Genomic DNA, 21,003 nt, shown 5'->3' with positions numbered 1-21,003 from the left:
GGACCCCGCGAGGCTCCCCGCCCGCCCCGCGAAGGGCGGACGGGGGCGGGTGCTCCTACGGCTCGACCACGGTCTCCTGGGCGGCGGCCGTCGTGCCCGCCAGCAGCTCCGCGTCCACGGGTACGTTCCGCTTCACCAGGGCGAGCGCGATCGGCCCCAGCTCGTGATGGCGTACCGAGGTCGTGATGAAGCCCAGCTTCCGCCCCTCGGGGCCGTCCGCGGCCAGGTGCAGCGGCGTGCCGTGCGCCGGCAGGTGCACCTCGCTGCCGTCCAGGTGCAGGAAGACAAGGCGCCGCGGGGGCTTGCCCAGGTTCTGCACGCGGGCCACGGTCTCCTGGCCGCGGTAGCAGCCCTTCTGGAGGTGTACGGCGGTGCCGATCCAGCCCAGCTCGTGCGGGATGGTGCGGTGGTCGGTCTCGAAGGAGAGGCGCGGCCGGTGGTGCTCCACCCGCAGGGCCTCGTAGGCGAGCAGCCCGGCGACGGGCCCGTGCGACGCGGCGAAGGCGGGCAGCTCGGCGCGCGGCAGGAACAGGTCGCGGCCGTGCGGCGTCTCCCGGACGACGACGCCGTCGGGGACCTCGGCGATGGATCCGGCGGGCAGGTGGACGACCGCGAACTCCTCGGTGCGGTCGGCGACTTCCACGCGGTAGAAGAACTTCATGCTCTCCAGGTACGCGATGAGCGCGTCCTGCGTCCCGGGCTCGACGTGCGCCCACATCGTCTCGCCGTCGTCGACGAGGTACAGGGCGTGCTCGATGTGGCCGTTCGCGGAGAGGATCAGCGCCTCGGTGGCCTGGCCGGCGGGCAGCTCGCTGACGTGCTGGGTGAGCAGCAGGTGCAGCCAGCTCAGCCGGTCGGCGCCGGTGACGGTGACGACGCCGCGGTGCGAGAGGTCGACGCATCCGGTGCCGTCGGCGAGGGCGCGCTGCTCGCGGAACAGGTCGCCGTAGTGGGCGGCGACGCCTTCGTCCACGCCCTCGGCGGGGACGGCGCCGGGCAGGGACAGCAAGGGGCTCTTCATGTTCACAAAGACTACGACCCGTGAGCGCCCGCGTTTATTTCTGTCCCGCTCCCCCGGCCCCGTCACCGGGCTCCGCGCCCGGGTCCTGCCCGTCCCGGTCGGCGGAGCCCTCGTCGTCGTCCGCGGCGTCCGGTCCCTGGCCGGACGCGCACTTCTCGCACCTGCCGAAGATCGCGAAGTGCTTCATGTCCGTGTCGAAGCCGAACATGCCGCGCAGCTTCTCCGTGAAGTCCGCCGCGACCGACAGATCGGCCTCGATGACGCCCGTGCAGTCCCGGCACACCAGGTGGATGTGGTGGTGCCGGTCCGCGAGGTGGTACGTGGGGGCGCCGTGCCCGAGGTGGGCGTGCGAGACGAGCCCGAGCTCCTCCAGGAGCTCCAGCGTGCGGTAGACGGTGGAGATGTTGATCCCCGACGCGGTCCTGCGGACCTCGCAGAGGATGTCGTCGGGGGTCGCGTGCTCCAGGGCGTCGACGGCTTCGAGCACGAGCTGGCGCTGCGGCGTCAGGCGGTAGCCGCGTTGGCGCAGGTCGCTCTTCCAGTCGGTCTTCGCGTCCGGGTCGGTGCTCACCACACCCCCGAGTCTAAGGACTACTTGAAGAAGGCGATGCCGTCGTCGGGAAGGTCGCCGAGGTTGCGCGCCATCTCGGCGACCTCTTCGGGCGATACGACCTTCTTGAGCTGCGCCGACATGTACGGGCGCAGCGGCACCTCGGGCGTCTGCTTCTCGCCGACCCACATCAGGTCGCCCTTGACGTAGCCGTACAGGCGCTTGCCGCCGCTGTACGGGCCGGAGGCGGCGGTGCGGGCGACCGCGTCGGTGGCGAGGTCGATCTGGGGCTTCTGGTCGGCCAGCTCGCCGTACCAGACCTCGACGACGCCGTCCTGGCGGACCATGACGACCTCGATCTTGCGGGGGCCCTTGTCGCCCTCGGCGGACACGCGCCAGAAGCCGGACTCGGACTCCAGGGGCGCGGTCTTGTTGCCCTCGGCGTCGAGCACCCACGTGCGCGAGTGGTACTCGAGGAAGTCCCGCCCGTCGTGGGTGAAGGTGACCTCCTGGCCGAAGTTCGCCTTCGGGGAGCCGGGGAAGTCGGTCACGCCCGCGCCCTCCCAGGTGCCCAGGAGCCAGGCGAGGGGGACGAGGTCGGGGTTCAGGTCGGACGGGATCTGGATCATGGGATTGCTCAGGCGTCTTTCGTGGGGGTCCCGGTGGGGGTCAGCGCTGGCCCTGGTACAGCTTCTTCACGGTCAGACCCGCGAAGGCGAGAACGCCGACGCAGACCAGGACAAGGAGGGCGGAGAAGAAGGCCTCAAGCACGGGGTGCTCCTCGGTGAGCTGTGTGGTGGGCGGTAACAGAGCCGTAGTCCACTGTAGTGGGGCCGCGCGGACCCTTCTCTGTGAGGTCCGCCGTACGCTGGACGCATGTACGCGCGACGGCGTCATGTGTACTTCGCCATGATGGGCACCTGCCTGGCCCTGTTCGTCCTGGCCTGGGGCGTCGTGCGGCTCTGGTCGGTGCCGGTCGCGGTCGGCATGTGCGTGGTGGCGATGGTGATCCCGCCCCTGGCGGCCGTGGTGGCGAACCGCCGCGGCCCCGACGACCGCTGGTGGGACGCGCCCTCGGGCGACCCGAAGTCCGACGAGTGGTGGAACGAACTGGACCGCTAGCCCGCCGGGTGCTTTCCCCCGCCCGCCCTCGATCGCGCCGGCGCGCTCGTCCTCAATCGCCGGACGGGCTGAATCCCCCACCCGGCCGGACTCGCCCTCACCGCCGGACAGCGGCGGGAAGATCAAGCCCGTCCGGCGATTGAGGACGAGCCGCGCAGCGGCGATACGGGGCCGGGCCCCGGGGCCCCGGGCACGCCGAGGGGGCCGCACCCCGGCGTCCAACCCCGGTGCGGCCCCCAGGCCAGGAAGGATCAGACGGCGATGGCCACCTCCGCGAGCCCGCCCCGCTGGGCGACCACGGTCCGGTCGGCACTGCCCCCCGGCACGAGGGCACGCACCGTCCACGTGCCCTCGGCCGCGTAGAAGCGGAACTGACCGGTCGCCGAGGTCGGGACCTCGGCGGTGAACTCGCCGGTCGAGTCCAGCAGGCGGACGTAGCCGGTCACCGGCTCGCCGTCGCGGGTCACCTGACCCTGGATGGTGGTCTCACCGGGCTTGGCCGTCGAGGCGTCCGGGCCGCCGGCCTTGGCTCCGCACATGGGTACTCCTAGAGGTGGGGTGAGAGGGAAGGGGGCGGTCGGACTACTTGGCGGCGCCGAGCTCGATCGGCACGCCGACGAGGGAGCCGTACTCGGTCCAGGAGCCGTCGTAGTTCTTCACGTTCTCGACACCGAGCAGCTCGTGCAGGACGAACCAGGTCAGGGCCGAGCGCTCACCGATGCGGCAGTACGCGATGGTGTCCTTGGCCAGGTCGACGTTCTCGTCGGCGTACAGCGCCTTGAGCTCGTCGTCCGACTTGAAGGTGCCGTCGTCGTTGGCGTTCTTCGACCAGGGGATGTTGCGGGCGCTCGGCACGTGGCCGGGGCGCTGCGACTGCTCCTGCGGCAGGTGGGCCGGGGCCAGCAGCTTGCCGGAGAACTCGTCGGGCGAGCGGACGTCGACGAGGTTCTGGCTGCCGATGGCGGCGACGACGTCGTCGCGGAAGGCGCGGATGGAGGTGTCCTGCGGCTTGGCCTTGTACTCGGTGGCCGGACGGTTCGGGACCTGGGAGCCGTCGACCAGGTCGCGGGAGTCCAGCTCCCACTTCTTGCGGCCGCCGTCGAGGAGCTTCACGTCCTGGTGGCCGTAGAGCTTGAAGTACCAGAAGGCGTAGGCGGCGAACCAGTTGTTGTTGCCGCCGTAGAGGACGACGGTGGAGTCGTTCGCGATGCCCTTGGCGGACAGGAGCTTCTCGAAGCCCTCCTGGTCGATGAAGTCGCGGCGGACCGGGTCCTGGAGGTCCTTGGTCCAGTCGATCCGGACCGCGTTCCGGATGTGGTTCTTGTCGTACGCCGAGGTGTCCTCGTCGACCTCGACGAGGACGACCTTCGGGTCGTCGAGGTGGGCCTCGACCCAGTCGGCGTCGACCAGGACGTCGCTGCGGCTCATGCGGTTCTCCTCCGGGGCAGGTGCGGCGGGGATGTACGGGGGTGCGTGCGGGTACGGGAGCGTGCGGGGAGGCACGGCGTACGGCTGGCACGGAGTGGCCCTGTCGACCCTGAAGGCGGTCGGTGGGCCCGGGGACGCGGGAGCTGGGGAGTCCCGCTCAGAGAGTGCGACAGAGCATGGCGGCGACGCGGCACAGGTCCACTGCCCGCCGCTTCGTGAGATCCGCCTGTCGGTGCATGGGTCCGATCGTAGGGACGCGGGGACGGCCGTGTCACCGGCGTGTCGCATGGTGAGACATTTTCGTCCGCCATGCGGGCGGCCCACCGCATTCCGGCCGGAGCCGCGGGCCCGTAGGCCCGCTCCGACGCGGACGGGCGCCCGTCCCCATCTGAGGGACGGACGCCCGTGTCTCGTACTGCGGACAGCGACCGGGCGGCGCCCGGTGCCGGTGGCGAGGAAGGGGGCGGCGGGACGAAGCCCCCAGGTCAGAGACGCCAAGAGACACCAGGGGGATACCAGGGGACGCCAGTGGACGCCCGGGGACGTGGAGGCGCGGAGGCGTCAGGGTGCGTCGGGGTGCGTCAGGGGGAGACGGAGCGCACCGGGCCGTGCGTCAGGACACCAGGTCGACGTTCTCGCCCTTGACGGCCACGTCCACGCCGTCCGGCGCCGCCTGCACGGTGTCGAGCTTGACGCCGCCCGGCAGGTCGGTGACCTTCTCCTCGAAGTCGGTGACGTCGCGCACCAGGCCCTCGGGCAGCCGGATGCTGAGGCCGAGCACCTCCAGCTTGTCCGGAACCTTGTCGGCGTGCACGCGGATGGTGTCGCCCTCCACGCTGACGCTGCTCAGTACGTGGACGGGCTTGGGCAGCTTCGTGCTGCCCTTGCTGACCTCGACCGCGACCTTGATCTTGCCGTCGCCGCCGTCGGAGAGGCCGACGACCTTGCCCGTGGCGCCCAGCGGCAGCTCGACCGGCTCGGACTCGGCGGCCTTGAGCAGCTCGTCGTAGGAGATCCGCGCGACGCCCGCGGCGCGGTCGGCGGTGGCGGAGCTGAAGTCGCTGGAGAAGTCGACGCCGTGCATGGTGGCGTCGAGGTCGGCGACGCGGATGGTGTCGCCGTCGGACTTGGCGTCGTAGTCCTTGATGCTGATCTCGACGTCGTCGAGCTTGCCGCCGATCACCTGGGTCAGGAACGGGAAGCCCTTGATCGACACGTCCGGCGTGCTGCTGAGGCCCTCCTGGGACTTCAGCTTCTCCGCCGCCTCGTTCTCCGCGAAGGAGACCGCGAACCGGTCGGCGGCCACGAAGAGACCGCCGAGGACCACGACGACGATCAGGAGGATGCGTATCGCGCGCTTGCTCATGCCTGTGTCCCGTTCCCCCGCCTCAGAGTCAGATGCCGCGAGCCTAAAGGACAGGTCCCCGGCCGGAGCGCCCGGCCGGGGACCTGTCGAGGAGCTGTGACGATCGCCTCGTACGTGAAGGAGGAGGACGAAGGGGTACGAGCGGGTCAGCCGAAGGCCCGTCCCAGCAGGTACACGGCGGGCGCGGCGGCCGCCAGCGGCAGCGCCACCCCGGCCGTGAAGTGCACGAACCGCGACGGGTAGTCGTAGCTGGCCACGCGGTGTCCCACGAGCGCGCAGACGCCGGCCGCGAGACCGAGCAGCGCGCCCTTGGAGCCGAAGTCGGTGGGGCCGCCGACCGCGATGCCGGCGCCGGCCGCCGCGAGCAGCGCCACCACGACGGACGCGGGCGTCGGCAGCGGCAGCGCGCGGGCCGACACGGCCGCCGCCACCGCGATGCCGCCGACGGTCGCCGCCTCGTGGACGGCGGCGAGGTGCCCGGCCGCGATGATCGTCAGGGCGCTGGAGGCCACGGTCGCCATCAGCCCGTACATGCGCTCGTCGGCACCGGCGTGGCTGCGGAGCTGCAGCACGAGGACGAGGAGCACCCAGACGCCGAGGGTGCCGAGGATGGCGGCCGGGGCGTTGCCCTCGCCGGTGGCGAGCAGGGCGGCGTCGGCGACGAGTCCGCCGAGGAACGCGAGCGCGATGCCCTGCCGGGCGGGCCACATGCCGTTGAGCCGGAACCACCCGGCGGCGGTCACGGCCTGGAGCAGCACCAGCGGTACGAGCAGCGCGTACTGCCCCACCGCCGCGCCGCCTGCGAGCAGCAGCCCGAGCGCCGCCGTGAGCAGCGCGGGCTGCATCCCCGGCTCTATGATCGGCGACCGCCCTTCGGCCCTGGCCCGCTGGGCGTCGGTGATCCGCGCGTTGCCGGTGGTGGTGGCGGGGCCGTAGGCGGGCCCGGCGGTGGGCTCCGGCTCGGACCCGGGCTCGGGCTCCGGTTCCGGCCTGGGCTCCGGCGCGAGCTCGGGGGGACGCGCGGGCCCGGCCTGGGCGCCCGGTCCGGTGTACGAGGGCTGGGCGTGCGAGGCCCCGGGGGCGGATGCCCACTGGGCAGCGGACTGCGACGGCAGATACGCGGTCTCGGTCATGTCCGCCGCGGGCCGGGGCGGCGGCTGGATCTGCGTGTCCCAGGTCTGCCCCTGCCACTGCTGGGTGTGGTCGAGGTGGTCCTGCTGCCCGGCGTAGGAGTCCTGGTATCCCCAGTGCTGGTGCTGCTGCTGGTGCACCTGCTGCTGCGCCTGTTGCTGGTGAGCGGCCTGCTGCTGGTGAGCGGCCTGCTGCTGGGGCTGCTGCTGGTGCACCTGCTGCTGGGCCTGGTGGTACGAAGGCTGCTGAGCCTGCTGGTACTGGCCCTGCTGGTGCTGCTGGTACTGCCCCTGCTGAGACTGCTGCCCCTGCTGGGACTGCTGCTGGTACTGACCCTGCTGGTGCTGGGGCTGCTGGTGCGGGGGCTGCTGGTACTGGCCCTGTTGATAGGCCTGCTGCTGGTAAGGGTCGTAGGGGTCGTATCCCTGCTGCCCCTGGTGCCCCTGCTGCGCCTGGTACGGGTCGTACCCCTGGTGCGGCTGGTCGCTCAACGTCATCCTCCTGCGAACGGCGGGAGCACCTCGACCGTGCCGCCCTCGGCAAGCCGTACCGTCTCATGGGCACGGGTACCCACGGGGTCGCCGTCGACGAGGAACGAGCAGCGGAGCAGGACGCGCTCCAGTTCCCCGGGGTGGCGCGCGCGGGCCGCGCTCAGCGCCTCGGCCAGCGTGGCCTCGGCGTACGGCTCCTCGGCGACACCCGCGGCCGCCTTGGCGGCGGCCCAGTACCGGATCGTCCCGGTGACCATCCGCCCCTCCTCTCGCTCGTCACTCGGCGGTTGCCGACGTCCATGATGCCGTGGCCCAGGCGGCGATCCGCTCCAGGAGCGGGTCGCCCGCCGCGTGCTCGGCGTGGCCCATGCCCGGCTCCAGCCACAGCTCCGCCGCGCCGGCGGAGGCGGCGGCCAGCATCCGGGGGTGGTCGAGGGGGAAGTACGGGTCCCGGTCGCCGTGCACGATCAGGAGGGGGGTCGGGGCGATGAGCGGCACGGCCTCCGTCGGCGACAGCGGCACCGGGTCCCAGTCGTACGGGTGGATACGGGTCCGCAGCCCGACGCGGCCCACGACCCGGCCCACCGGGCGCTGGATCAGCCAGTGCAGCCGCCGCATGGGGGCCGTCCCCCGGTAGAACCAGCGCGCCGGGGCGCTGACCGAGACGACCGCGTCAACCCGCGCTTCCGTGCGCCCCCTGTGCAACGCCGCGTGGCGCAGCACCACGGAGCCGCCCATGGAGAAGCCGACGGTCACCACGCGCGCGTGCCCGAGCGAGCGCGCCCAGGCGACCGCCGCCGCCAGGTCGAGCACCTCGCGGTCGCCGACCGTGGACCGCCCGCCGGACGCGCCGTGGCCCCGGAACGAGAAGGTGATCACGGCCGCACGCTGCGCGAACACCCCGGCCACCCGCCGTACGTGGGGCCGCGTCCTGTCCCCGGTGAAGCCGTGCGCGACCACGATCGCGGGCCCGCCGACCGGGCCGGGGCCCGGGTCGTAGGCGGCGTCGAGGGCGACGCCGTCCGCCGTGCGGAGCGTCGTGCGCAGCGGTGTGCTCCGCTGGGCGCGCGTGATCGGGGGCACAGAAGATCGCGCCGCTTGACCTGCCGGACCGGAACTCATGTGGGCTATTCTGCTGCGCGGAGGATCCGGGCAACGCAGCCCCCGGGTCCTTTCGTGCTTTCTGAGGTCGCCCTTCCGAGGCTGCCGCCGCGGTCCGCGCCACAGCGGGCCCGCCGACGTAGCCTCGGAGGAAGCGGCGAGCGGAACGCCTCCCCGGGCGCGGGAGGCGCGGCACCGTACGAAGCAGTGCCCCCACGTCCTCGCACGGGACCCGAGGAGGAACCGACGTAATGGGCGAGCGAAACGTGCACGGCGACCGGACGCACCGGCCGGCCCCCCAGGCAGGTGGTGGGCGATGAGTTCCCTGCTGCTCCTGACCAACGCCCTCCAGCCGTCGGCGGAGGTGCTGCCCGCCCTCGGCCTGCTCCTGCACAACGTGCGGGTGGCCCCGGCCGAGGGCCCCGCCCTCGTCGACACCCCCGGTGCCGACGTCGTCCTCGTCGACGGGCGGCGCGACCTGCCGCAGGTGCGCAGCCTGTGCCAGCTCCTGCGCTCCACCGGGCCGGGGTGTCCGCTGCTCCTCGTCGTGACCGAGGGCGGTCTTGCCGCCGTCACCGCGGACTGGGGCATCGACGACGTCCTGCTCGACACCGCGGGCCCGGCCGAGGTCGAGGCACGGCTGCGCCTCGCCATGGGCCGCCAGCAGATCACCACCGACGACTCCCCGATGGAGATCCGCAACGGCGACCTCTCCGTGGACGAGGCGACGTACAGCGCGAAGCTGAAGGGCCGGGTCCTGGACCTGACCTTCAAGGAGTTCGAGCTGCTCAAGTACCTGGCGCAGCACCCGGGCCGGGTCTTCACGCGGGCGCAGCTCCTCCAGGAGGTCTGGGGCTACGACTACTTCGGCGGCACGCGCACGGTCGACGTGCACGTACGGCGGCTGCGCGCCAAGCTCGGCGTCGAGCACGAGTCGCTCATCGGCACCGTGCGCAACGTGGGCTACCGCTTCGTCGTGCCGGAGAAGACCGACAAGGCGCCCAAGTCCCCTCAGGCCCCCACGTCCGCGACGGCCGACGAGCCCGCCGACGCGGACCGGGCGGCCGGTGAGGAGGCCGCCGGCGCGGCGGCGCCCCCTTCGTCCGCTTCGTCACGGCGGTAGCCGGCCGCGGCCGCCCGGACGCCCGGGTGAGCCGCCGCAGGGCCTGCTCAGGGGCCACTCCATCCGCGTAGACTGCGCGCGTGGCCAAGGTGACGCGGGACGATGTGGCGCGACTGGCGGGTACTTCGACCGCGGTCGTGAGCTACGTCATCAACAACGGACCCCGGCCGGTCGCCCCGGCCACGCGCGAGCGTGTCCTCGCCGCGATCAAGGAGCTGGGCTACCGCCCGGACCGGGTCGCCCAGGCCATGGCGTCCCGGCGTACGGACCTCATAGGCATGATCGTGCCGGACGCGCGGCAGCCGTTCTTCGCCGAGATGACGCACGCCGTCGAACAGGCGGCGTCCGAGCGCGGGAAGATGGTGCTCGTCGGGAACTCCGACTACGTCGAGGAGCGCGAGACGCACTATCTGCGCGCCTTCCTCGGCATGCGGGTCTCCGGTCTGATCCTCGTCAGCCACGGCCTGACCGATCAGGCCGCCGCGGAGATCGACGCGTGGGACGCGCGGGTGGTGCTGCTGCACGAGCGGCCGGAGGCGATCGACGACGTCGCCGTCGTCACGGACGACGTGGGCGGTGCCCAGCTCGCCACCCGCCATCTGCTGGAGCACGGCCACGCGTACGTCGCCTGCGTCGGCGGCACGGCGGAGACGCCCACGGTCGGCGACCCGGTCTCCGACCACGTCGAGGGCTGGCGGCGGGCGATGCGCGAGGCGGGCCGGTCCACCGAGGGCCGGCTCTTCGAGGCGCCGTACAACCGCTACGACGCCTATCAGGTGGCCCTGGGTTTCCTGGGTGGACCGGACCGCCCCACCGCGATCTTCTGCTCCACCGACGACCAGGCCATCGGTGTCCTGCGTGCCGCCCGCGAGCTGCGCATCGACGTGCCGGGCGAGCTGGCCGTCGCCGGCTTCGACGACGTGAAGGAGGCGGCGCTCACCGATCCGCCCCTCACCACGGTCGCCTCCGACCGGCCCGCGATGGCCCGCGCGGCCGTGGACCTGGTCCTGGACGACGGCTTGCGGGTGGCCGGGTCGCGGCGCGAGCGGTTGAAGGTGTTCCCCTCCCGGCTGGTCGTACGCCGGTCGTGCGGGTGCGGCGGCTGACGACGCCGCAGCCCCCGGTCCCCGGGCGGTCCCCGGTGCCCGGCCGCGCCTGTCGCGGGCGCGCCTGAAGCCTGCGCTGGCCCCTCGGGCCTTGTCCGGTCTGCATCAAGCCCTGGCGTGTGCCCCTCGTGCCCCGCTGGATGCCCCTCGTGCCCTGGCGGGCTCTCCAGCGCGACCCGGCGGGCGGATCAGACCAGCCAGAGCTGGCGGACCGACTTGCCGTCACGGGACTTGAGCAGGACCTCGTTGCCCCCGGCCGTCTCGCGTTCCACGAGGTCGAGCAGGGCCACGGCGCGGCGGATCGTCTCGGTGATGGAGATGCCCTTCTGCTCCTTGTACCAGCGGAGCTTCGCCGCCGTCTCGGCGTTGATATTCACACTGAGGCGGGTGATGTGGGTGTCCGCCGCGGTGGCGGGTGATTCCGTCGTGTTTTCAGCAGCCATGCCAGTACCCCTAAAGTCCCTCAGTTGGCAGATGTCGCGAGAGCCACGGACACACGCAGGCCGGGGCAGCGATGATCAGGGCCTCCCCTGAATGCTCCCCGAGTGTGCGCGTATGTACGAGTCGGTCCCGGTGCCGCGATGGGCGCGACCTTCATCAGCTCGCGCCGGCGCGCTTCGCCCCGCGCGCCAAGAACCCACATCGATGTGTGACGGCACCGGCGCTTCCGCCGGCGCGTGGACGGGATCTCATGAGCTCGGTAAAGAGTCCGTCGAACGGCCCATCGCCAGCTCCTCCCAACCATCTACGTCGGAAACGCGTGCACAACATGTTGCCCCCGCGCGCACGTCATGTCAAGCAAATCTGCATGCGATGGAGCAGGGATACGCATCCGATGTGCATCTCATCCACATCCAGTGTGCTCGCAATGTTGATACTGATCACATGTGGTGTGGTAACCTCGCTCACATGACGCCTGGGGGTCCTGATCTACCCATGGATGAGCCGACACCCGCGCGGGGGGCGCACGGCAAGGACCGTCGCGTGACCGTGCAGATCTGCTGCACACGGGTGGGCCACCTCACGCCCTACCGTGAGTGGCACAACGAGCGGCAGCTCGACACGGTGCCCGAACTCCCGCAGGATTTCACGGAGTTCATCGACGCGCTCGACGAAGACCCCGGCCTGAGCGGTGAAGTGCTGCTGCGCGAGGACGAACCGCCCGGGCCGGACCGGGAGGTCTGCCGGATCGGCCCTCCGCTGCCGGTGGCGCCCTGCGTCGTGGGCGGGGAGGACTGCCCGTGCATGACCGACCCGTAGTGCGCGTGAGCGACCCGAAGTGAACGTGAGCGACCCGCGGGCGGCGTGACCGGCCCGCGGGTGAACAGGAGAGTGCGGTGACGACGGAGTCCGGTGACGCCCTGAGCGAGGACGAGCCCCCCTCGCGGGACGGGCTCGACCTCGGCTTCCTGCGCGACGGCGTCCAGTCGGGCGGCGGTGCCGCCGTCCAGCCCGAGGCCTCCCTGACCGAGTACGAGCTGCCCTCGCCCGCCGGCCTCGACACCGAGAACTGGCTCAAGATCAGCAAGCAGCGGCACATGAACGAGACCCGCCGCATGCTGGCGGTCGGCCTCTTCTGGCTCGTCTGCGTCCTCGCCGTGGTGCCGAGCCTCGCCCTGGTCTTCGGCCACTGGACGCACTTCAAGGCCGACAACTACCGCGAGCTGAGCCTGGTCTTCACCCCGGTGGTGGCCCTGGCCAGCGCCGCCTTCGGCTTCTTCTTCGCGAGCGACGAACGCAACCGGGACCTGTGAGACCGCCCCGCCCCCAGGTCCTTATCTCGGGCAAACAGGGTTCTGCCGGGCTTCTCAGGGCGTACTCAGCGGGCTCTCATCTGCGGTTGTGAGGCTCGGATGCATGACCGAGAGCTTCCGCCACAGCGGCGAGTACCACCAGCAGCAGTCCCTCCCCGGGCACGACGGCGGTACGCAGGGCGCGTACCCGCCCCCGCCCGCCCATGAGCCGGAGCCTTGGGGGCCGCCGGCGGGGGCGCACGCCGGGCGGCCCGCCGGGCCGCCCGTCGCCACGCCGCGGCGGCGTCTGAAGGGGCCCGCCGTGCTGCTCGCCGCGGCCGCCGTCGCCGCGGCCGCCGTCGGGGGCGGCACCGCCTACGCCGTACAGACCCTCACCGGTCACGACGGCGGCACGGCGGCCAAGAACGTCAACGGCACCAGCGTCTCCACGGGCAGCAAGGGCACCGTCGCCGGGGTCGCCGCCGCCGTGTCGCCGAGCATCGTCGAGATCAGCGCCACCACCGGCTCCGGCGAGTCCACCGGCTCCGGCGTGATCGTCACCTCCGACGGCGAGATCGTCACCAACAACCACGTCATCTCCGGAGCCACCTCCATCTCCGTACGCACCAGCGACGGCAAGACGTACCAGGCCGAGACCGTGGGCACGGACAGCAAGAAGGACCTGGCGCTGATCAAGCTGAAGGGCGCGTCGGGCCTCAAGGCGGCGAGCCTCGGCGACTCCGACGACGTGAAGGTCGGCGACGAGGTCGTCGCGATCGGCTCGCCCGAGGGCCTGACCGGGACCGTGACCAGCGGCATCATCTCCGCGCTCGACCGGGACGTCACCGTGTCCGCGGACCCCGGCAAGGGGCAGGAGCGGCAGGGGCCCGGCGGGGGCGGGGGCTGGCCGTTCGAGTTCGGGGGGCAGGAGTTCAACGGTGACACCGGGTCCTCCAAGACGACGTACAAGGCGCTGCAGACCGACGCCTCGCTCAACCCCGGGAACTCCGGGGGCGCGCTCATCGACATGAACGGGGAGGTGATCGGCATCAACTCGGCGATGTACGCGCCCAGTTCCGGGGGCGGGGCCGGGGGGTCCGGGGACTCCGGCAGCGTGGGGCTCGGGTTCGCGATCCCCGTGAACACGGTGAAGGCCGACCTGGCGAAGCTCAGGGCCGGCGCGACGGACTAGGCCTCGCGGGGGCGCCCCAGTCCCGCCCCTTTCCCGAAACCATGGGGCTCCGCCCCCTGGACCCCCGCAATCGCGCTGACGCGCTCGTCCTCAATCGCCGGACGGGCTATCCGGCGGCAGCCCCTGGTTTCGGGAAAGGGGCGGGCCCGGGGCGCCCCGCGTGGGCCCGTGCGACGCTGATAGCGGCACCCACCACCCCGTACCCGAGGAAGACACACCCATGAGCCCCGCCGAAGGCGACCCGCAGCGGATCCTGATCGTGGACGACGAGCCCGCCGTACGCGAGGCGCTCCAGCGCAGCCTCGCCTTCGAGGGCTACGGCACCGAGGTCGCCGTGGACGGCGCGGACGCCCTGGAGAAGGCGGCCGCGTACCGGCCCGACCTCGTCGTCCTGGACATCCAGATGCCCCGCATGGACGGCCTGACCGCGGCCCGCAGGCTCCGCGCCACCGGGTCGACGACGCCCATCCTGATGCTGACCGCCCGCGACACGGTCGGCGACCGCGTCACCGGCCTGGACGCGGGCGCGGACGACTACCTGGTCAAGCCCTTCGAGCTGGACGAGTTGTTCGCCCGCATCCGCGCGCTGCTGCGCCGCAGCTCGTACGCGGCGGCCGCCGGGCAGACCGCGGAGAGCGACGTGCTGACCTTCGGCGACCTGCGGATGGACCTCTCCACCCGCGAGGTCACGCGCGGCGCGCGCACGGTGGAGCTGACCCGTACCGAGTTCACGCTCCTGGAGATGTTCCTGGCGCACCCGCGCCAGGTGCTCACCCGCGAGCAGATCCTCAAGGCGGTGTGGGGCTTCGACTTCGAGCCGTCGTCCAACTCCCTCGACGTGTACGTCATGTACCTGCGCCGCAAGACCGAGGCGGGCGGCGAGCCGCGCCTGGTGCACACGGTGCGGGGCGTCGGGTACGTGCTGCGCGCGGACGGCCCCGGGACCGGCGGTCGCGAGTGAAGCGCCTGGCGAACCGGTTCCGCGCGCTGCCGCTGCGCTCACGCCTCGCGCTGCTCGTGACGGCGGCGGTCGCGTTCGCCGTCGCCGCGGCGGCGGTGGCGTGCTGGTTCGTGGTCCGCAACGTGCTCGTCAGCTCGCTGGACGACGCGCTGAGCGAGCGCAGGTCCGCCCAGTTCGACAGGACCGTACGCGGCATGATCGACGCGGACACCGGGCAGTGCGGGCGCGCGTCCGTCGAGCAGACCGACCGGCCCGACCTGTACCGGCAGATCATCCAGGTGGTGGACCAGAAGGGCAACGGCTGCGTCGTCCTGGGCAAGCTGGACCTCAGCCTCCAGATCAAGCGGGCGGACACCGAGGTCGCGCTGCGCGACCGGGACGAGGCCTTCCACGACGCCACCACGTCCGACGGCGACAAGTACCGCGTGTACACCTATCCCCTGACCGGGACGCCGTACGCCGTCTCCGTGGCCCGCCCCCTCGACGAGGTGCAGGACACCCTCAGCAACCTGGTCCTGGTGCTCTCGCTCGTCGCCGGGGCCGGGGTCGTCGGTGCCGGGGCCGCCGGGCTGTGGGTGGCCCGGGCGGGGCTGCGGCCCGTGGACGAGCTCACCGCCGCGGTCGAGCACGTGGCCCGTACCGAGGACCTGAGCCTGCGCCTGTCCACGGACGGCGCAGGCGACGACGAGATCGCCCGGCTCTCCCGCTCCTTCAACGCGATGACCTCGGCGCTCGCGTCATCGCGTGACCTCCAGCAGCAGCTCATCGCGGACGCGGGGCACGAGCTGCGGACGCCCCTCACCTCGCTGCGGACGAACGTCGAGCTCCTCGCGCGGAGCGACGAGACGGGGCGGGCGATCCCGCCCGACGACCGCAAGGCGCTGCTCACCTCCGTGAAGGCGCAGATGACCGAGCTGGCGGCGCTCATCGGCGATCTGCAGGAGCTGTCCCGGCCGGACGCGGCGCCGGGGGCGAAGGTGCAGGTCGTCGCCCTGCACGAGATCGTGGACGCGGCCCTTGAGCGGGCCCGGCTGCGCGGCCCGGACCTGACGTTCACGGCGGACCTCTCGCCCTGGTACGTACGGGCGGAGCCGCCCGCGCTGGAGCGGGCCATCGTCAACGTCCTCGACAACGCGGTGAAGTTCGGCCCTCCGGGCTCGGCCGTCGAGGTCGCCCTGCGGGACGGCGTCCTGACGGTACGGGACCACGGCCCCGGCATCCCCGCGGACGAACTGCCCCACGTCTTCGACCGCTTCTGGCGCTCCCCCTCGGCCCGCAGCCTCCCCGGCTCCGGCCTCGGCCTGTCGATCGTGGCCCGCACGGTGCGCCAGGCGGGCGGCGAGGTCAGCCTGGGCCCGGCGGCCGGCCCCGGAACAGTGGCAACGATCCGCCTCCCGGGAGCCCCGACACCACCACCGGCAGCTCCCTGAGCCGAGGCGTGACCGGGCACGAAAGAAACGAGACGCAGCGTCTTGCCTGACGCGCGGTTGAGCTGTATGGTGGCGGACATCGAGCGAGACGAGTCGTATCGTCTTCTGTCGTGATCCGTCCCTGTCGCCTGCGAAAGAAGCACCCACTTGTTCCGAGTCCCGGCAGCCACCCCCGCCCGCGCCGACCGCACCTGCACCTCTCAGCTCACCCTCACCGACGTCACGAAGCGGTATGCGCACCACGTCGTCCTCGACCGCGTCACCCTGACCGTCCGGCCGGGCGAGAAGGCGGGTGTCATCGGGGACAACGGCTCCGGCAAGTCCACCCTGCTGCGGCTGATCGCCGGGGCCGAGCGGCCCGACAGCGGCTCCGTGACCGTGGTCGCCCCGGGCGGCACCGGCCATCTGGCGCAGACGTCCGGCCTGCCCGACACGGCCCGCGTCGGGGACGCCGTCGACCTGGCCCTGGCCGAACTGCGCTCCCTGGAGCGCCGCATCACGGCCACGGCCGCGCGCCTGCGCGACCACGACCCCGCCGTGCACGAGGAGTACGCCGCCCTCGTCGAGGAGTACGAGGTGCGCGGCGGGTACGACGCCGACCGGCGTGTCGACGTCGTCCTGCGCCACCTCGGCGGACCCGCCGGGCTCGACCGGTCACGGCGGCTCGGCACCCTGTCCGGCGGGCAGCGCTCCCGCCTCGCCCTCGCTGCGACCCTGGCCGCCGCGCCGGAGCTGCTGCTGCTCGACGAGCCCACCAACGACCTGGACGACGAGGCCGTGGCCTGGCTGGAGGAGCGGCTGCGCGCCCACCGGGGCACCCTCGTCGCCGTCACCCACGACCGGGCGTTCCTGGACCGGGTCACGGACACCGTCCTGGAGGTCGACCAGGAGACCCGCTCCGTACGGCGTCACGGCGGCGGCTACGCGGGCTATCTGACCGCCAAGGCCGCCGAACGGGCCCGGCAGGAGCGTCAGTACGAGGAGTGGTGCGCCGAGGTGGCCCGGCAGTCCCGGCTCGCCGAGTCCCAGGCCGGACGGCTCGCCGCGATCCCGCGCAAGCTGCCCCGGGGCTTCAGCGGCGCGGGCGCCTTCCGGGCCCGCTCACGGGCGCACGGCGCGACGAGCCGCGTCCGCAGCGCGCGCGAACGGCTCCAGCGGCTGCACGGGACCCCGGCGCCCCGGCCGCCGGAGCCCCTGCGGTTCACGGCGGGCATCGCGGGCACGGCCGACCGCGCGGTCGAGCTCGCGGACGTCCACGTGCCGGGGCGGCTCACGCTCGACGCCCTGCGCGTCCCCGCCGGCGGACGGCTCCTGGTGACGGGCCCCAACGGCACCGGCAAGACCACCCTCCTGCGCGTGCTCGCGGGCGAACTGGAGCCCGGGCCGGGCGCGACCGTCCGCCGGCCCGCGCGCGTGGGACTGCTGCGCCAGGGCGAGGCACCCGCCGCCGACGGGTCCCGCTCCCTGCTCACCGCGTTCGGCGCCGACCGGGCCGAGGAACTGCTCGCGCTCGGCCTCTTCCACGAACGGGACCTCGTACGCCCCGTACGGGACCTGTCCACGGGGCAGCGCCGGCGCCTGGAGCTGGCCCGGCTGGTCACCGAGCCGTACGACCTGCTGCTCCTGGACGAGCCGACGAACCACCTGTCCCCCGCCCTGGTGGAGGACCTGGAGGTGGCGCTCGCCTCGTACGCGGGCACGCTGGTCGTGGTGAGTCACGACCGCAGGCTCCGGGCGGCCTTCCCGGGCCCGGTCCTGGCCCTCGGCCGCGCGTCTCAGTCGCCCAGGCCGATGCCGTAGCCCTCGACGCCCACCCGGATGCCGGTCCCGTGCACGGTGACGTCGCGCAGGCGCAGTGCTCCCTCGCCCGGGAGCGGGGGGAGTTGGAAGGCCAGGGAGAGGCGGTCGGTGAGGACGGGGCGGGTGAGGCCTTCGAGGCCCTTGAGGAGGGCGGGGTCGAGGCCCAGGCGGCGGAGGAGGTCGGGGTGTTCCCTCGCCACGTCCAGGAGGTTCAGCCGCATCACGTCGTCCACGAACCGGGGCGAGCCGGTCAGGTCGTTCAGCTCGGCGTCGCCGCGCAGCGCCTCGCGGACGGCGGAGTCCGGCACGCCGAGCCGCCGCGCGACCGCAGGCACCGCGAGGAGCGCCTTCGCCCGGTCCGACTCGCGGGCCACCCGCGCGGCGGACGCGCGGCTGAGGTGCAGGCCCTCGGAGGGCTTCGCGCCGGGCCGGTAGGTGGCGAGGTCGCCGATGTCGAGCCGCATCCGGTCGATGTCGGTGGCGACGCCGCGCTCGCCGATGCGCTCGATGTGCGCGTCGGCCCGCACCTTCAGGTCGTGCCCGGCGACGGGCAGCGTGCCGCGCGCGAGCACCTGGTCACGGCCGTGGCCGGTGAAGGTGACCTGGGAGGCGCCGAGTTCGCGGTTCAGGTCGTCGAAGGACAGCAGCACCTCGCCGCGCATGCGCTCGATGACGGCGCCCGTGAGGGAGGTGGGGCCCGCGCCCTTGAGGGTGACGTCCTTCGCGGTCGCGGAGACCTTCGCGAGTGAGACGCGGTCGGCCGCCACGTCCGGGACGGTGACCCGCACCTCGTCGAGGCGCTGGTCGAGGACCTGCGTGAGGAAGGGGAAGCCCTCGATGTCGACCTCGGGCGCCGCGCTCAGGCCGAGCTGGCCCTTGAGCCGGTCGGCGGCCTCGTGCTCGGCGTAGAGGAGGGCCCAGCGGTCGGCGAGGACGAGGAAGGCCGCGCCGACGGCGAGCGCGACCAGGAGCTTCGCGGCGAGCGGGAGCCCGGCGAACCGGTTCCGCCGACGCCTGCTGCCACGCCGGTGGTTGGGGGGCGACCAGGGCTTTTCGTCCTCGTCGTGCCGGTCGGTCCGGTTGCTCGGGTGGGTTCCGGCGATCGGGCCGGGCCGGTCCGCCCGGTTACGCGCACCGTCCTCGCGCATCTCGCGGCTGTGGGTGTCCGTGGCGTCCTCGGCGTCCTCGAGGAAGTCGTCCAGCGGGTGCCGCGCCAGCTCGGCCAGTTCGTCGTACGGGTTGGGCCGTGCGGTGGGGGGTGGGGAGTGCGGGGGAGCGGAAGGATCGGGTGGGGCTATGCGGTGGGGGGAACGCATCGGTCGATCTCACCACACGCGCACACCCCACCCCAAGCCTCTTTGCGGAGAGTTACTTCACAGCCGCCAACGTGCTACTTCACCACGGTGATGCGGTCCGCCTTGGGCGGCGCGATCGGCTTGCCCGCCGAGGAGTTCGCGGCGAAGTAGTCGTTGAGGGCCTTCAGGTCGTCGGCACCGACCAGCGGCTTCGTGCCCTTGCCGAGTTCGGTGAAGCCGTCGCCGCCGCCCGCGAGGAAGGAGTTCATCGCGACGCGGTAGGTGGCGTTCGCCTCCAGCGGCTTGCCGTTGAGCTTCACCGAGTCCGTGACGACGCGGTCCGCGCCGGACTTGGTCAGGTCCAGCGTGTACGTGAGGCCCTCGGAGACCTGGAGGATCTTCGGGGAGGCCTCGTTCGGGCCGCTGACCTGCTGGCGCAGCGCGGTCAGGAGCTGCGCGCCGCTGAGGTCGACGAGGTTCACGGTGTTGCTGAAGGGCTGCACGGTGAACGCCTCGCCGTACGTCACGACGCCGTCGCCCTCACCGCCGCTCGCCTTGTGCACGAGGTCGGAGCGGATGCCGCCGGGGTTCATCAGGGCCAGGTCGGCCTCGGGGTCGAGGGACTTGGCGTGCGCGAGCTGCGCGTCGGCGATGAGGTCGCCGAGCGGGGACTCGGGCGTCGCGGCGCCGCGGCCGGGGATGTCGCCGGAGATGTAGCCGACCGGCTTGTCGGCGATCGGCGCGGCCAGCTCGTTCCAGCGGTCGATCAGGCGCGTCATGTCGGCGGCCTTGGGCTGCGTCCGGCTGACGACGTGGTTGGCGGACTTCACGCTGGTGCGCACGATGTCCTTGGTCCTGCGGTCGTACGTCAGCGTGGTGTCGGTGTAGAGCTTCCCGTACGACGACGCCGACGTGACCATGCGCGGCTTGCCCGCCGGGTCCGGGATGGTGCAGACGTACGCCTGGTGCGTGTGGCCGGTGACGAACGCGTCGACCTTGGGCGAGGCGGCCTTGGCGATCGCGGTGATCGGTCCGGAGATGCCGTCACCCGCGCCCGGCGAGTCGCAGTCGTAGTTGTACGCCTGGCTCGCCGGGGAGCCGCCCTCGTGGACGAGGGTGACGATCGACTTCACGCCCTGCTTGTCGAGGACCTTGGCGTACTTGTTGATCGTCTCGACCTCGTCGTGGAACTTCAGGCCCTTGATGCCCTCCGCCGAGACGATGTCCGGGGTGCCCTCCAGGGTCAGGCCGATGAAGCCGATCTTCACGCCCTTGTGCTTCCACACCCAGTAGGGCTTGAGGAGGGGCTTGCCGGTCTTCTCCTTCGTCACGTTCGCCGCGAGGTAGGGGAAGTCGGCGCCCTCGAACTTCTTGGGCTTGCCCTGCTCGTCCTTCTCGTAGCAGCCGTCCTTGGGGTGGCAGCCGCCGTTCTGGATGCGGGCCAGTTCCTTCGCGCCCTCGTCGAACTCGTGGTTGCCGACGCTGGAGACGTCGAGGTCCATCTTGTTCAGGGCCTCGACGGTCGGCTCGTCGTGGAAGAGCCCGGACAGCAGCGGGCTCCCGCCTATGAGGTCGCCGGCCGCCGCGGTGACGGAGTACGGGTGGCCCTTGCGGGCGGTGCGCAGGGACGTCGCCAGGTACTCGGCGCCGCCCGCGTCGATCTTCTTCTCCGTGCCGTCCGGCTGCTTCTCGACGACCTGGCCCGAGGAGCCCGCGGGCGCCTGGAGGTTGCCGTGGAAGTCGTTGAAGGACAGGAGCTGCACGTCGACCGTGCGCTTGCTGCCGTGGTGGCCCACGGCCGCCATCCGGTCCTGTCCCTGCGGCTGTCCCTGCTCCTGGCCCGCGGTGGCGGGCAGCGCGGCGGCGAGCGCGCCGACGGTGGCGAGGCCCGCCGTGACGGCGAGGACACGGGCGGCTCTGCGCCGGGGCCTGCGTGGCTGGGAGGTGGCTGACACGAAATCCCCTGGGGTGGTGTGGACGACTGGGGCCGTGCCGAAGCCTAAGGTCAACGCGCGTAGCGCAACAGGGGCCGGGGGGTTACGACCTGGTTGCCTTCCACTGGCCCCTGGGCCTTGGGCGGAGTCGTCGCGCTGCGCGCTCGTCCTCAAACGCCGGACGGGCTGGACCACCCTGACTGCCGTCCGTATGGTGCG

Annotated in this window: 22 protein-coding genes; 9 read left to right on the top strand and 13 right to left on the bottom strand. The window is 72.5% G+C overall.

What is annotated here, in order from left to right; translation table 11 throughout:
- Nucleotides 1-55 precede the first annotated feature (55 nt).
- From ygfZ to IE330_RS13950, 3 genes are read right to left on the bottom strand one after another with little or no spacing between them, the layout of a single operon-like run.
- Entirely contained in the window at nt 56-1,021 is a 966-nt protein-coding gene (ygfZ, locus tag IE330_RS13960) for a CAF17-like 4Fe-4S cluster assembly/insertion protein YgfZ (protein WP_190136288.1), read from the bottom strand.
- A 34-nt stretch (nt 1,022-1,055) separates the two neighbouring features.
- Nucleotides 1,056-1,595 carry a Fur family transcriptional regulator gene (locus IE330_RS13955; RefSeq protein WP_229925629.1) on the bottom strand — a complete coding sequence of 180 codons (540 nt, stop codon included), beginning with the start codon at nt 1,593-1,595 and terminating at the stop codon, nt 1,056-1,058.
- 17 nt (nt 1,596-1,612) lie between these two features.
- Nucleotides 1,613-2,200, bottom strand: a complete 588-nt coding sequence (locus IE330_RS13950) for a heme-binding beta-barrel domain-containing protein (RefSeq protein ID WP_190136287.1) — start codon at nt 2,198-2,200, stop codon at nt 1,613-1,615.
- A gap of 247 nt (nt 2,201-2,447) precedes the next feature.
- Between IE330_RS13950 and IE330_RS13945 the strand changes: the two genes are divergently transcribed.
- Complete coding sequence (locus tag IE330_RS13945) at nt 2,448-2,693, top strand: DUF3099 domain-containing protein (protein WP_190136286.1); 246 nt, start codon at nt 2,448-2,450, stop codon at nt 2,691-2,693.
- A gap of 251 nt (nt 2,694-2,944) precedes the next feature.
- Here IE330_RS13945 and IE330_RS13940 read toward each other — a convergent pair whose 3' ends face one another.
- The 7 genes from IE330_RS13940 to IE330_RS13915 form a co-directional block, all read right to left on the bottom strand.
- Nucleotides 2,945-3,232 (bottom strand): DUF1416 domain-containing protein, encoded by a 288-nt coding sequence (locus tag IE330_RS13940; protein WP_190136285.1) that lies wholly within the window; start codon nt 3,230-3,232, stop codon nt 2,945-2,947.
- Nucleotides 3,233-3,275: 43 nt separating this feature from the next.
- On the bottom strand, nt 3,276-4,121 hold the full coding sequence (locus IE330_RS13935) for a sulfurtransferase (protein WP_190136284.1): 846 nt from the start codon (nt 4,119-4,121) through the stop codon (nt 3,276-3,278).
- Nucleotides 4,122-4,278: 157 nt separating this feature from the next.
- A complete protein-coding gene (locus IE330_RS40035; protein WP_352321565.1) occupies nt 4,279-4,359 on the bottom strand; it encodes a putative leader peptide in 81 nt (26 codons plus the stop codon).
- 375 nt (nt 4,360-4,734) lie between these two features.
- Nucleotides 4,735-5,487, bottom strand: a complete 753-nt coding sequence (locus tag IE330_RS13930) for an LmeA family phospholipid-binding protein (RefSeq protein WP_190136283.1) — start codon at nt 5,485-5,487, stop codon at nt 4,735-4,737.
- A gap of 146 nt (nt 5,488-5,633) precedes the next feature.
- Complete coding sequence (locus IE330_RS13925) at nt 5,634-7,115, bottom strand: hypothetical protein (protein ID WP_190136282.1); 1,482 nt, start codon at nt 7,113-7,115, stop codon at nt 5,634-5,636.
- On the bottom strand, nt 7,112-7,366 hold the full coding sequence (locus IE330_RS13920) for a MoaD/ThiS family protein (RefSeq protein WP_190136281.1): 255 nt from the start codon (nt 7,364-7,366) through the stop codon (nt 7,112-7,114). Before IE330_RS13920 ends, IE330_RS13925 begins: the two co-directional genes overlap by 4 nt.
- Before the next feature lie 19 nt (nt 7,367-7,385).
- A complete protein-coding gene (locus IE330_RS13915; RefSeq protein WP_190136280.1) occupies nt 7,386-8,231 on the bottom strand; it encodes an alpha/beta hydrolase in 846 nt (281 codons plus the stop codon).
- Between the two features lie 295 nt (nt 8,232-8,526).
- Between IE330_RS13915 and IE330_RS13910 the strand changes: the two genes are divergently transcribed.
- Together IE330_RS13910 and IE330_RS13905 are read left to right on the top strand one after the other, a co-directional pair.
- Nucleotides 8,527-9,333 (top strand): response regulator transcription factor, encoded by an 807-nt coding sequence (locus tag IE330_RS13910; protein WP_190136279.1) that lies wholly within the window; start codon nt 8,527-8,529, stop codon nt 9,331-9,333.
- A gap of 80 nt (nt 9,334-9,413) precedes the next feature.
- Nucleotides 9,414-10,439, top strand: coding sequence for a LacI family DNA-binding transcriptional regulator (locus IE330_RS13905; RefSeq protein ID WP_190136278.1), 1,026 nt, complete (start codon nt 9,414-9,416; stop codon nt 10,437-10,439).
- A 188-nt stretch (nt 10,440-10,627) separates the two neighbouring features.
- Here IE330_RS13905 and IE330_RS13900 read toward each other — a convergent pair whose 3' ends face one another.
- Nucleotides 10,628-10,882: a ribbon-helix-helix domain-containing protein gene (locus IE330_RS13900; protein ID WP_190136277.1), complete on the bottom strand. Its 255-nt coding sequence runs from the start codon at nt 10,880-10,882 to the stop codon at nt 10,628-10,630.
- A 493-nt stretch (nt 10,883-11,375) separates the two neighbouring features.
- Between IE330_RS13900 and IE330_RS13895 the strand changes: the two genes are divergently transcribed.
- The 6 genes from IE330_RS13895 (at nt 11,376) to abc-f (ending at nt 17,555) form a co-directional block, all read left to right on the top strand.
- Entirely contained in the window at nt 11,376-11,699 is a 324-nt protein-coding gene (locus tag IE330_RS13895; RefSeq protein WP_190136276.1) for a hypothetical protein, read from the top strand.
- 77 nt (nt 11,700-11,776) lie between these two features.
- Nucleotides 11,777-12,193: a hypothetical protein gene (locus tag IE330_RS13890; protein WP_190136275.1), complete on the top strand. Its 417-nt coding sequence runs from the start codon at nt 11,777-11,779 to the stop codon at nt 12,191-12,193.
- A gap of 103 nt (nt 12,194-12,296) precedes the next feature.
- Nucleotides 12,297-13,364, top strand: a complete 1,068-nt coding sequence (locus IE330_RS13885; protein WP_190136274.1) for a S1C family serine protease — start codon at nt 12,297-12,299, stop codon at nt 13,362-13,364.
- Nucleotides 13,365-13,584: 220 nt separating this feature from the next.
- The gene (locus tag IE330_RS13880; protein ID WP_190136273.1) at nt 13,585-14,325 is read left to right on the top strand and encodes a response regulator transcription factor; all 741 of its coding nucleotides are present in this window, start codon (nt 13,585-13,587) and stop codon (nt 14,323-14,325) included.
- Nucleotides 14,322-15,755 carry a sensor histidine kinase gene (locus IE330_RS13875; RefSeq protein WP_190136272.1) on the top strand — a complete coding sequence of 478 codons (1,434 nt, stop codon included), beginning with the start codon at nt 14,322-14,324 and terminating at the stop codon, nt 15,753-15,755. The genes IE330_RS13880 and IE330_RS13875 overlap by 4 nt, the downstream gene beginning before the upstream one ends.
- Nucleotides 15,756-15,902: 147 nt before the next feature.
- The gene (gene abc-f, locus IE330_RS13870) at nt 15,903-17,555 is read left to right on the top strand and encodes a ribosomal protection-like ABC-F family protein (protein ID WP_190136271.1); all 1,653 of its coding nucleotides are present in this window, start codon (nt 15,903-15,905) and stop codon (nt 17,553-17,555) included.
- On the opposite strand, the gene IE330_RS13865 is transcribed toward abc-f, so the two are convergent.
- Both IE330_RS13865 and IE330_RS13860 read right to left on the bottom strand, forming a co-directional pair.
- On the bottom strand, nt 17,531-18,871 hold the full coding sequence (locus IE330_RS13865) for an LmeA family phospholipid-binding protein (RefSeq protein WP_229925628.1): 1,341 nt from the start codon (nt 18,869-18,871) through the stop codon (nt 17,531-17,533). The genes abc-f and IE330_RS13865 overlap by 25 nt on opposite strands.
- 74 nt (nt 18,872-18,945) lie before the next feature.
- Nucleotides 18,946-20,805 carry a bifunctional metallophosphatase/5'-nucleotidase gene (locus IE330_RS13860; protein ID WP_190136270.1) on the bottom strand — a complete coding sequence of 620 codons (1,860 nt, stop codon included), beginning with the start codon at nt 20,803-20,805 and terminating at the stop codon, nt 18,946-18,948.
- Between the last annotated feature and the right edge of the window lie 198 nt (nt 20,806-21,003).

It is taken from the genome of Streptomyces longispororuber, assembly GCF_014656095.1.
GTDB classification, from domain to species: Bacteria; Actinomycetota; Actinomycetes; order Streptomycetales; family Streptomycetaceae; genus Streptomyces; species Streptomyces longispororuber.
The sequence above is the reverse complement of the archived record's forward strand: the minus strand, read 5'-3'. Positions and strand labels throughout refer to the sequence as shown.

Excerpts from the sequence above, each read along its gene's own strand:
- ygfZ (WP_190136288.1), bottom strand. The coding sequence starts at position 1,021 with ATGAAGAGCCCCTTGCTGTCCCTGCCCGGCGCCGTCCCCGCCGAGGGC.
- IE330_RS13950 (WP_190136287.1), bottom strand. The coding sequence starts at position 2,200 with ATGATCCAGATCCCGTCCGACCTGAACCCCGACCTCGTCCCCCTCGCC.
- IE330_RS13945 (WP_190136286.1), top strand. The coding sequence starts at position 2,448 with ATGTACGCGCGACGGCGTCATGTGTACTTCGCCATGATGGGCACCTGC.
- IE330_RS13940 (WP_190136285.1), bottom strand. The coding sequence starts at position 3,232 with ATGTGCGGAGCCAAGGCCGGCGGCCCGGACGCCTCGACGGCCAAGCCC.
- IE330_RS13935 (WP_190136284.1), bottom strand. The coding sequence starts at position 4,121 with ATGAGCCGCAGCGACGTCCTGGTCGACGCCGACTGGGTCGAGGCCCAC.
- IE330_RS40035 (WP_352321565.1), bottom strand. The coding sequence starts at position 4,359 with ATGCACCGACAGGCGGATCTCACGAAGCGGCGGGCAGTGGACCTGTGC.
- IE330_RS13930 (WP_190136283.1), bottom strand. The coding sequence starts at position 5,487 with ATGAGCAAGCGCGCGATACGCATCCTCCTGATCGTCGTCGTGGTCCTC.
- IE330_RS13925 (WP_190136282.1), bottom strand. The coding sequence starts at position 7,115 with ATGACGTTGAGCGACCAGCCGCACCAGGGGTACGACCCGTACCAGGCG.
- IE330_RS13920 (WP_190136281.1), bottom strand. The coding sequence starts at position 7,366 with ATGGTCACCGGGACGATCCGGTACTGGGCCGCCGCCAAGGCGGCCGCG.
- IE330_RS13915 (WP_190136280.1), bottom strand. The coding sequence starts at position 8,231 with ATGAGTTCCGGTCCGGCAGGTCAAGCGGCGCGATCTTCTGTGCCCCCG.
- IE330_RS13910 (WP_190136279.1), top strand. The coding sequence starts at position 8,527 with ATGAGTTCCCTGCTGCTCCTGACCAACGCCCTCCAGCCGTCGGCGGAG.
- IE330_RS13900 (WP_190136277.1), bottom strand. The coding sequence starts at position 10,882 with ATGGCTGCTGAAAACACGACGGAATCACCCGCCACCGCGGCGGACACC.
- IE330_RS13895 (WP_190136276.1), top strand. The coding sequence starts at position 11,376 with ATGGATGAGCCGACACCCGCGCGGGGGGCGCACGGCAAGGACCGTCGC.
- IE330_RS13885 (WP_190136274.1), top strand. The coding sequence starts at position 12,297 with ATGACCGAGAGCTTCCGCCACAGCGGCGAGTACCACCAGCAGCAGTCC.
- IE330_RS13880 (WP_190136273.1), top strand. The coding sequence starts at position 13,585 with ATGAGCCCCGCCGAAGGCGACCCGCAGCGGATCCTGATCGTGGACGAC.
- IE330_RS13865 (WP_229925628.1), bottom strand. The coding sequence starts at position 18,871 with ATGCGTTCCCCCCACCGCATAGCCCCACCCGATCCTTCCGCTCCCCCG.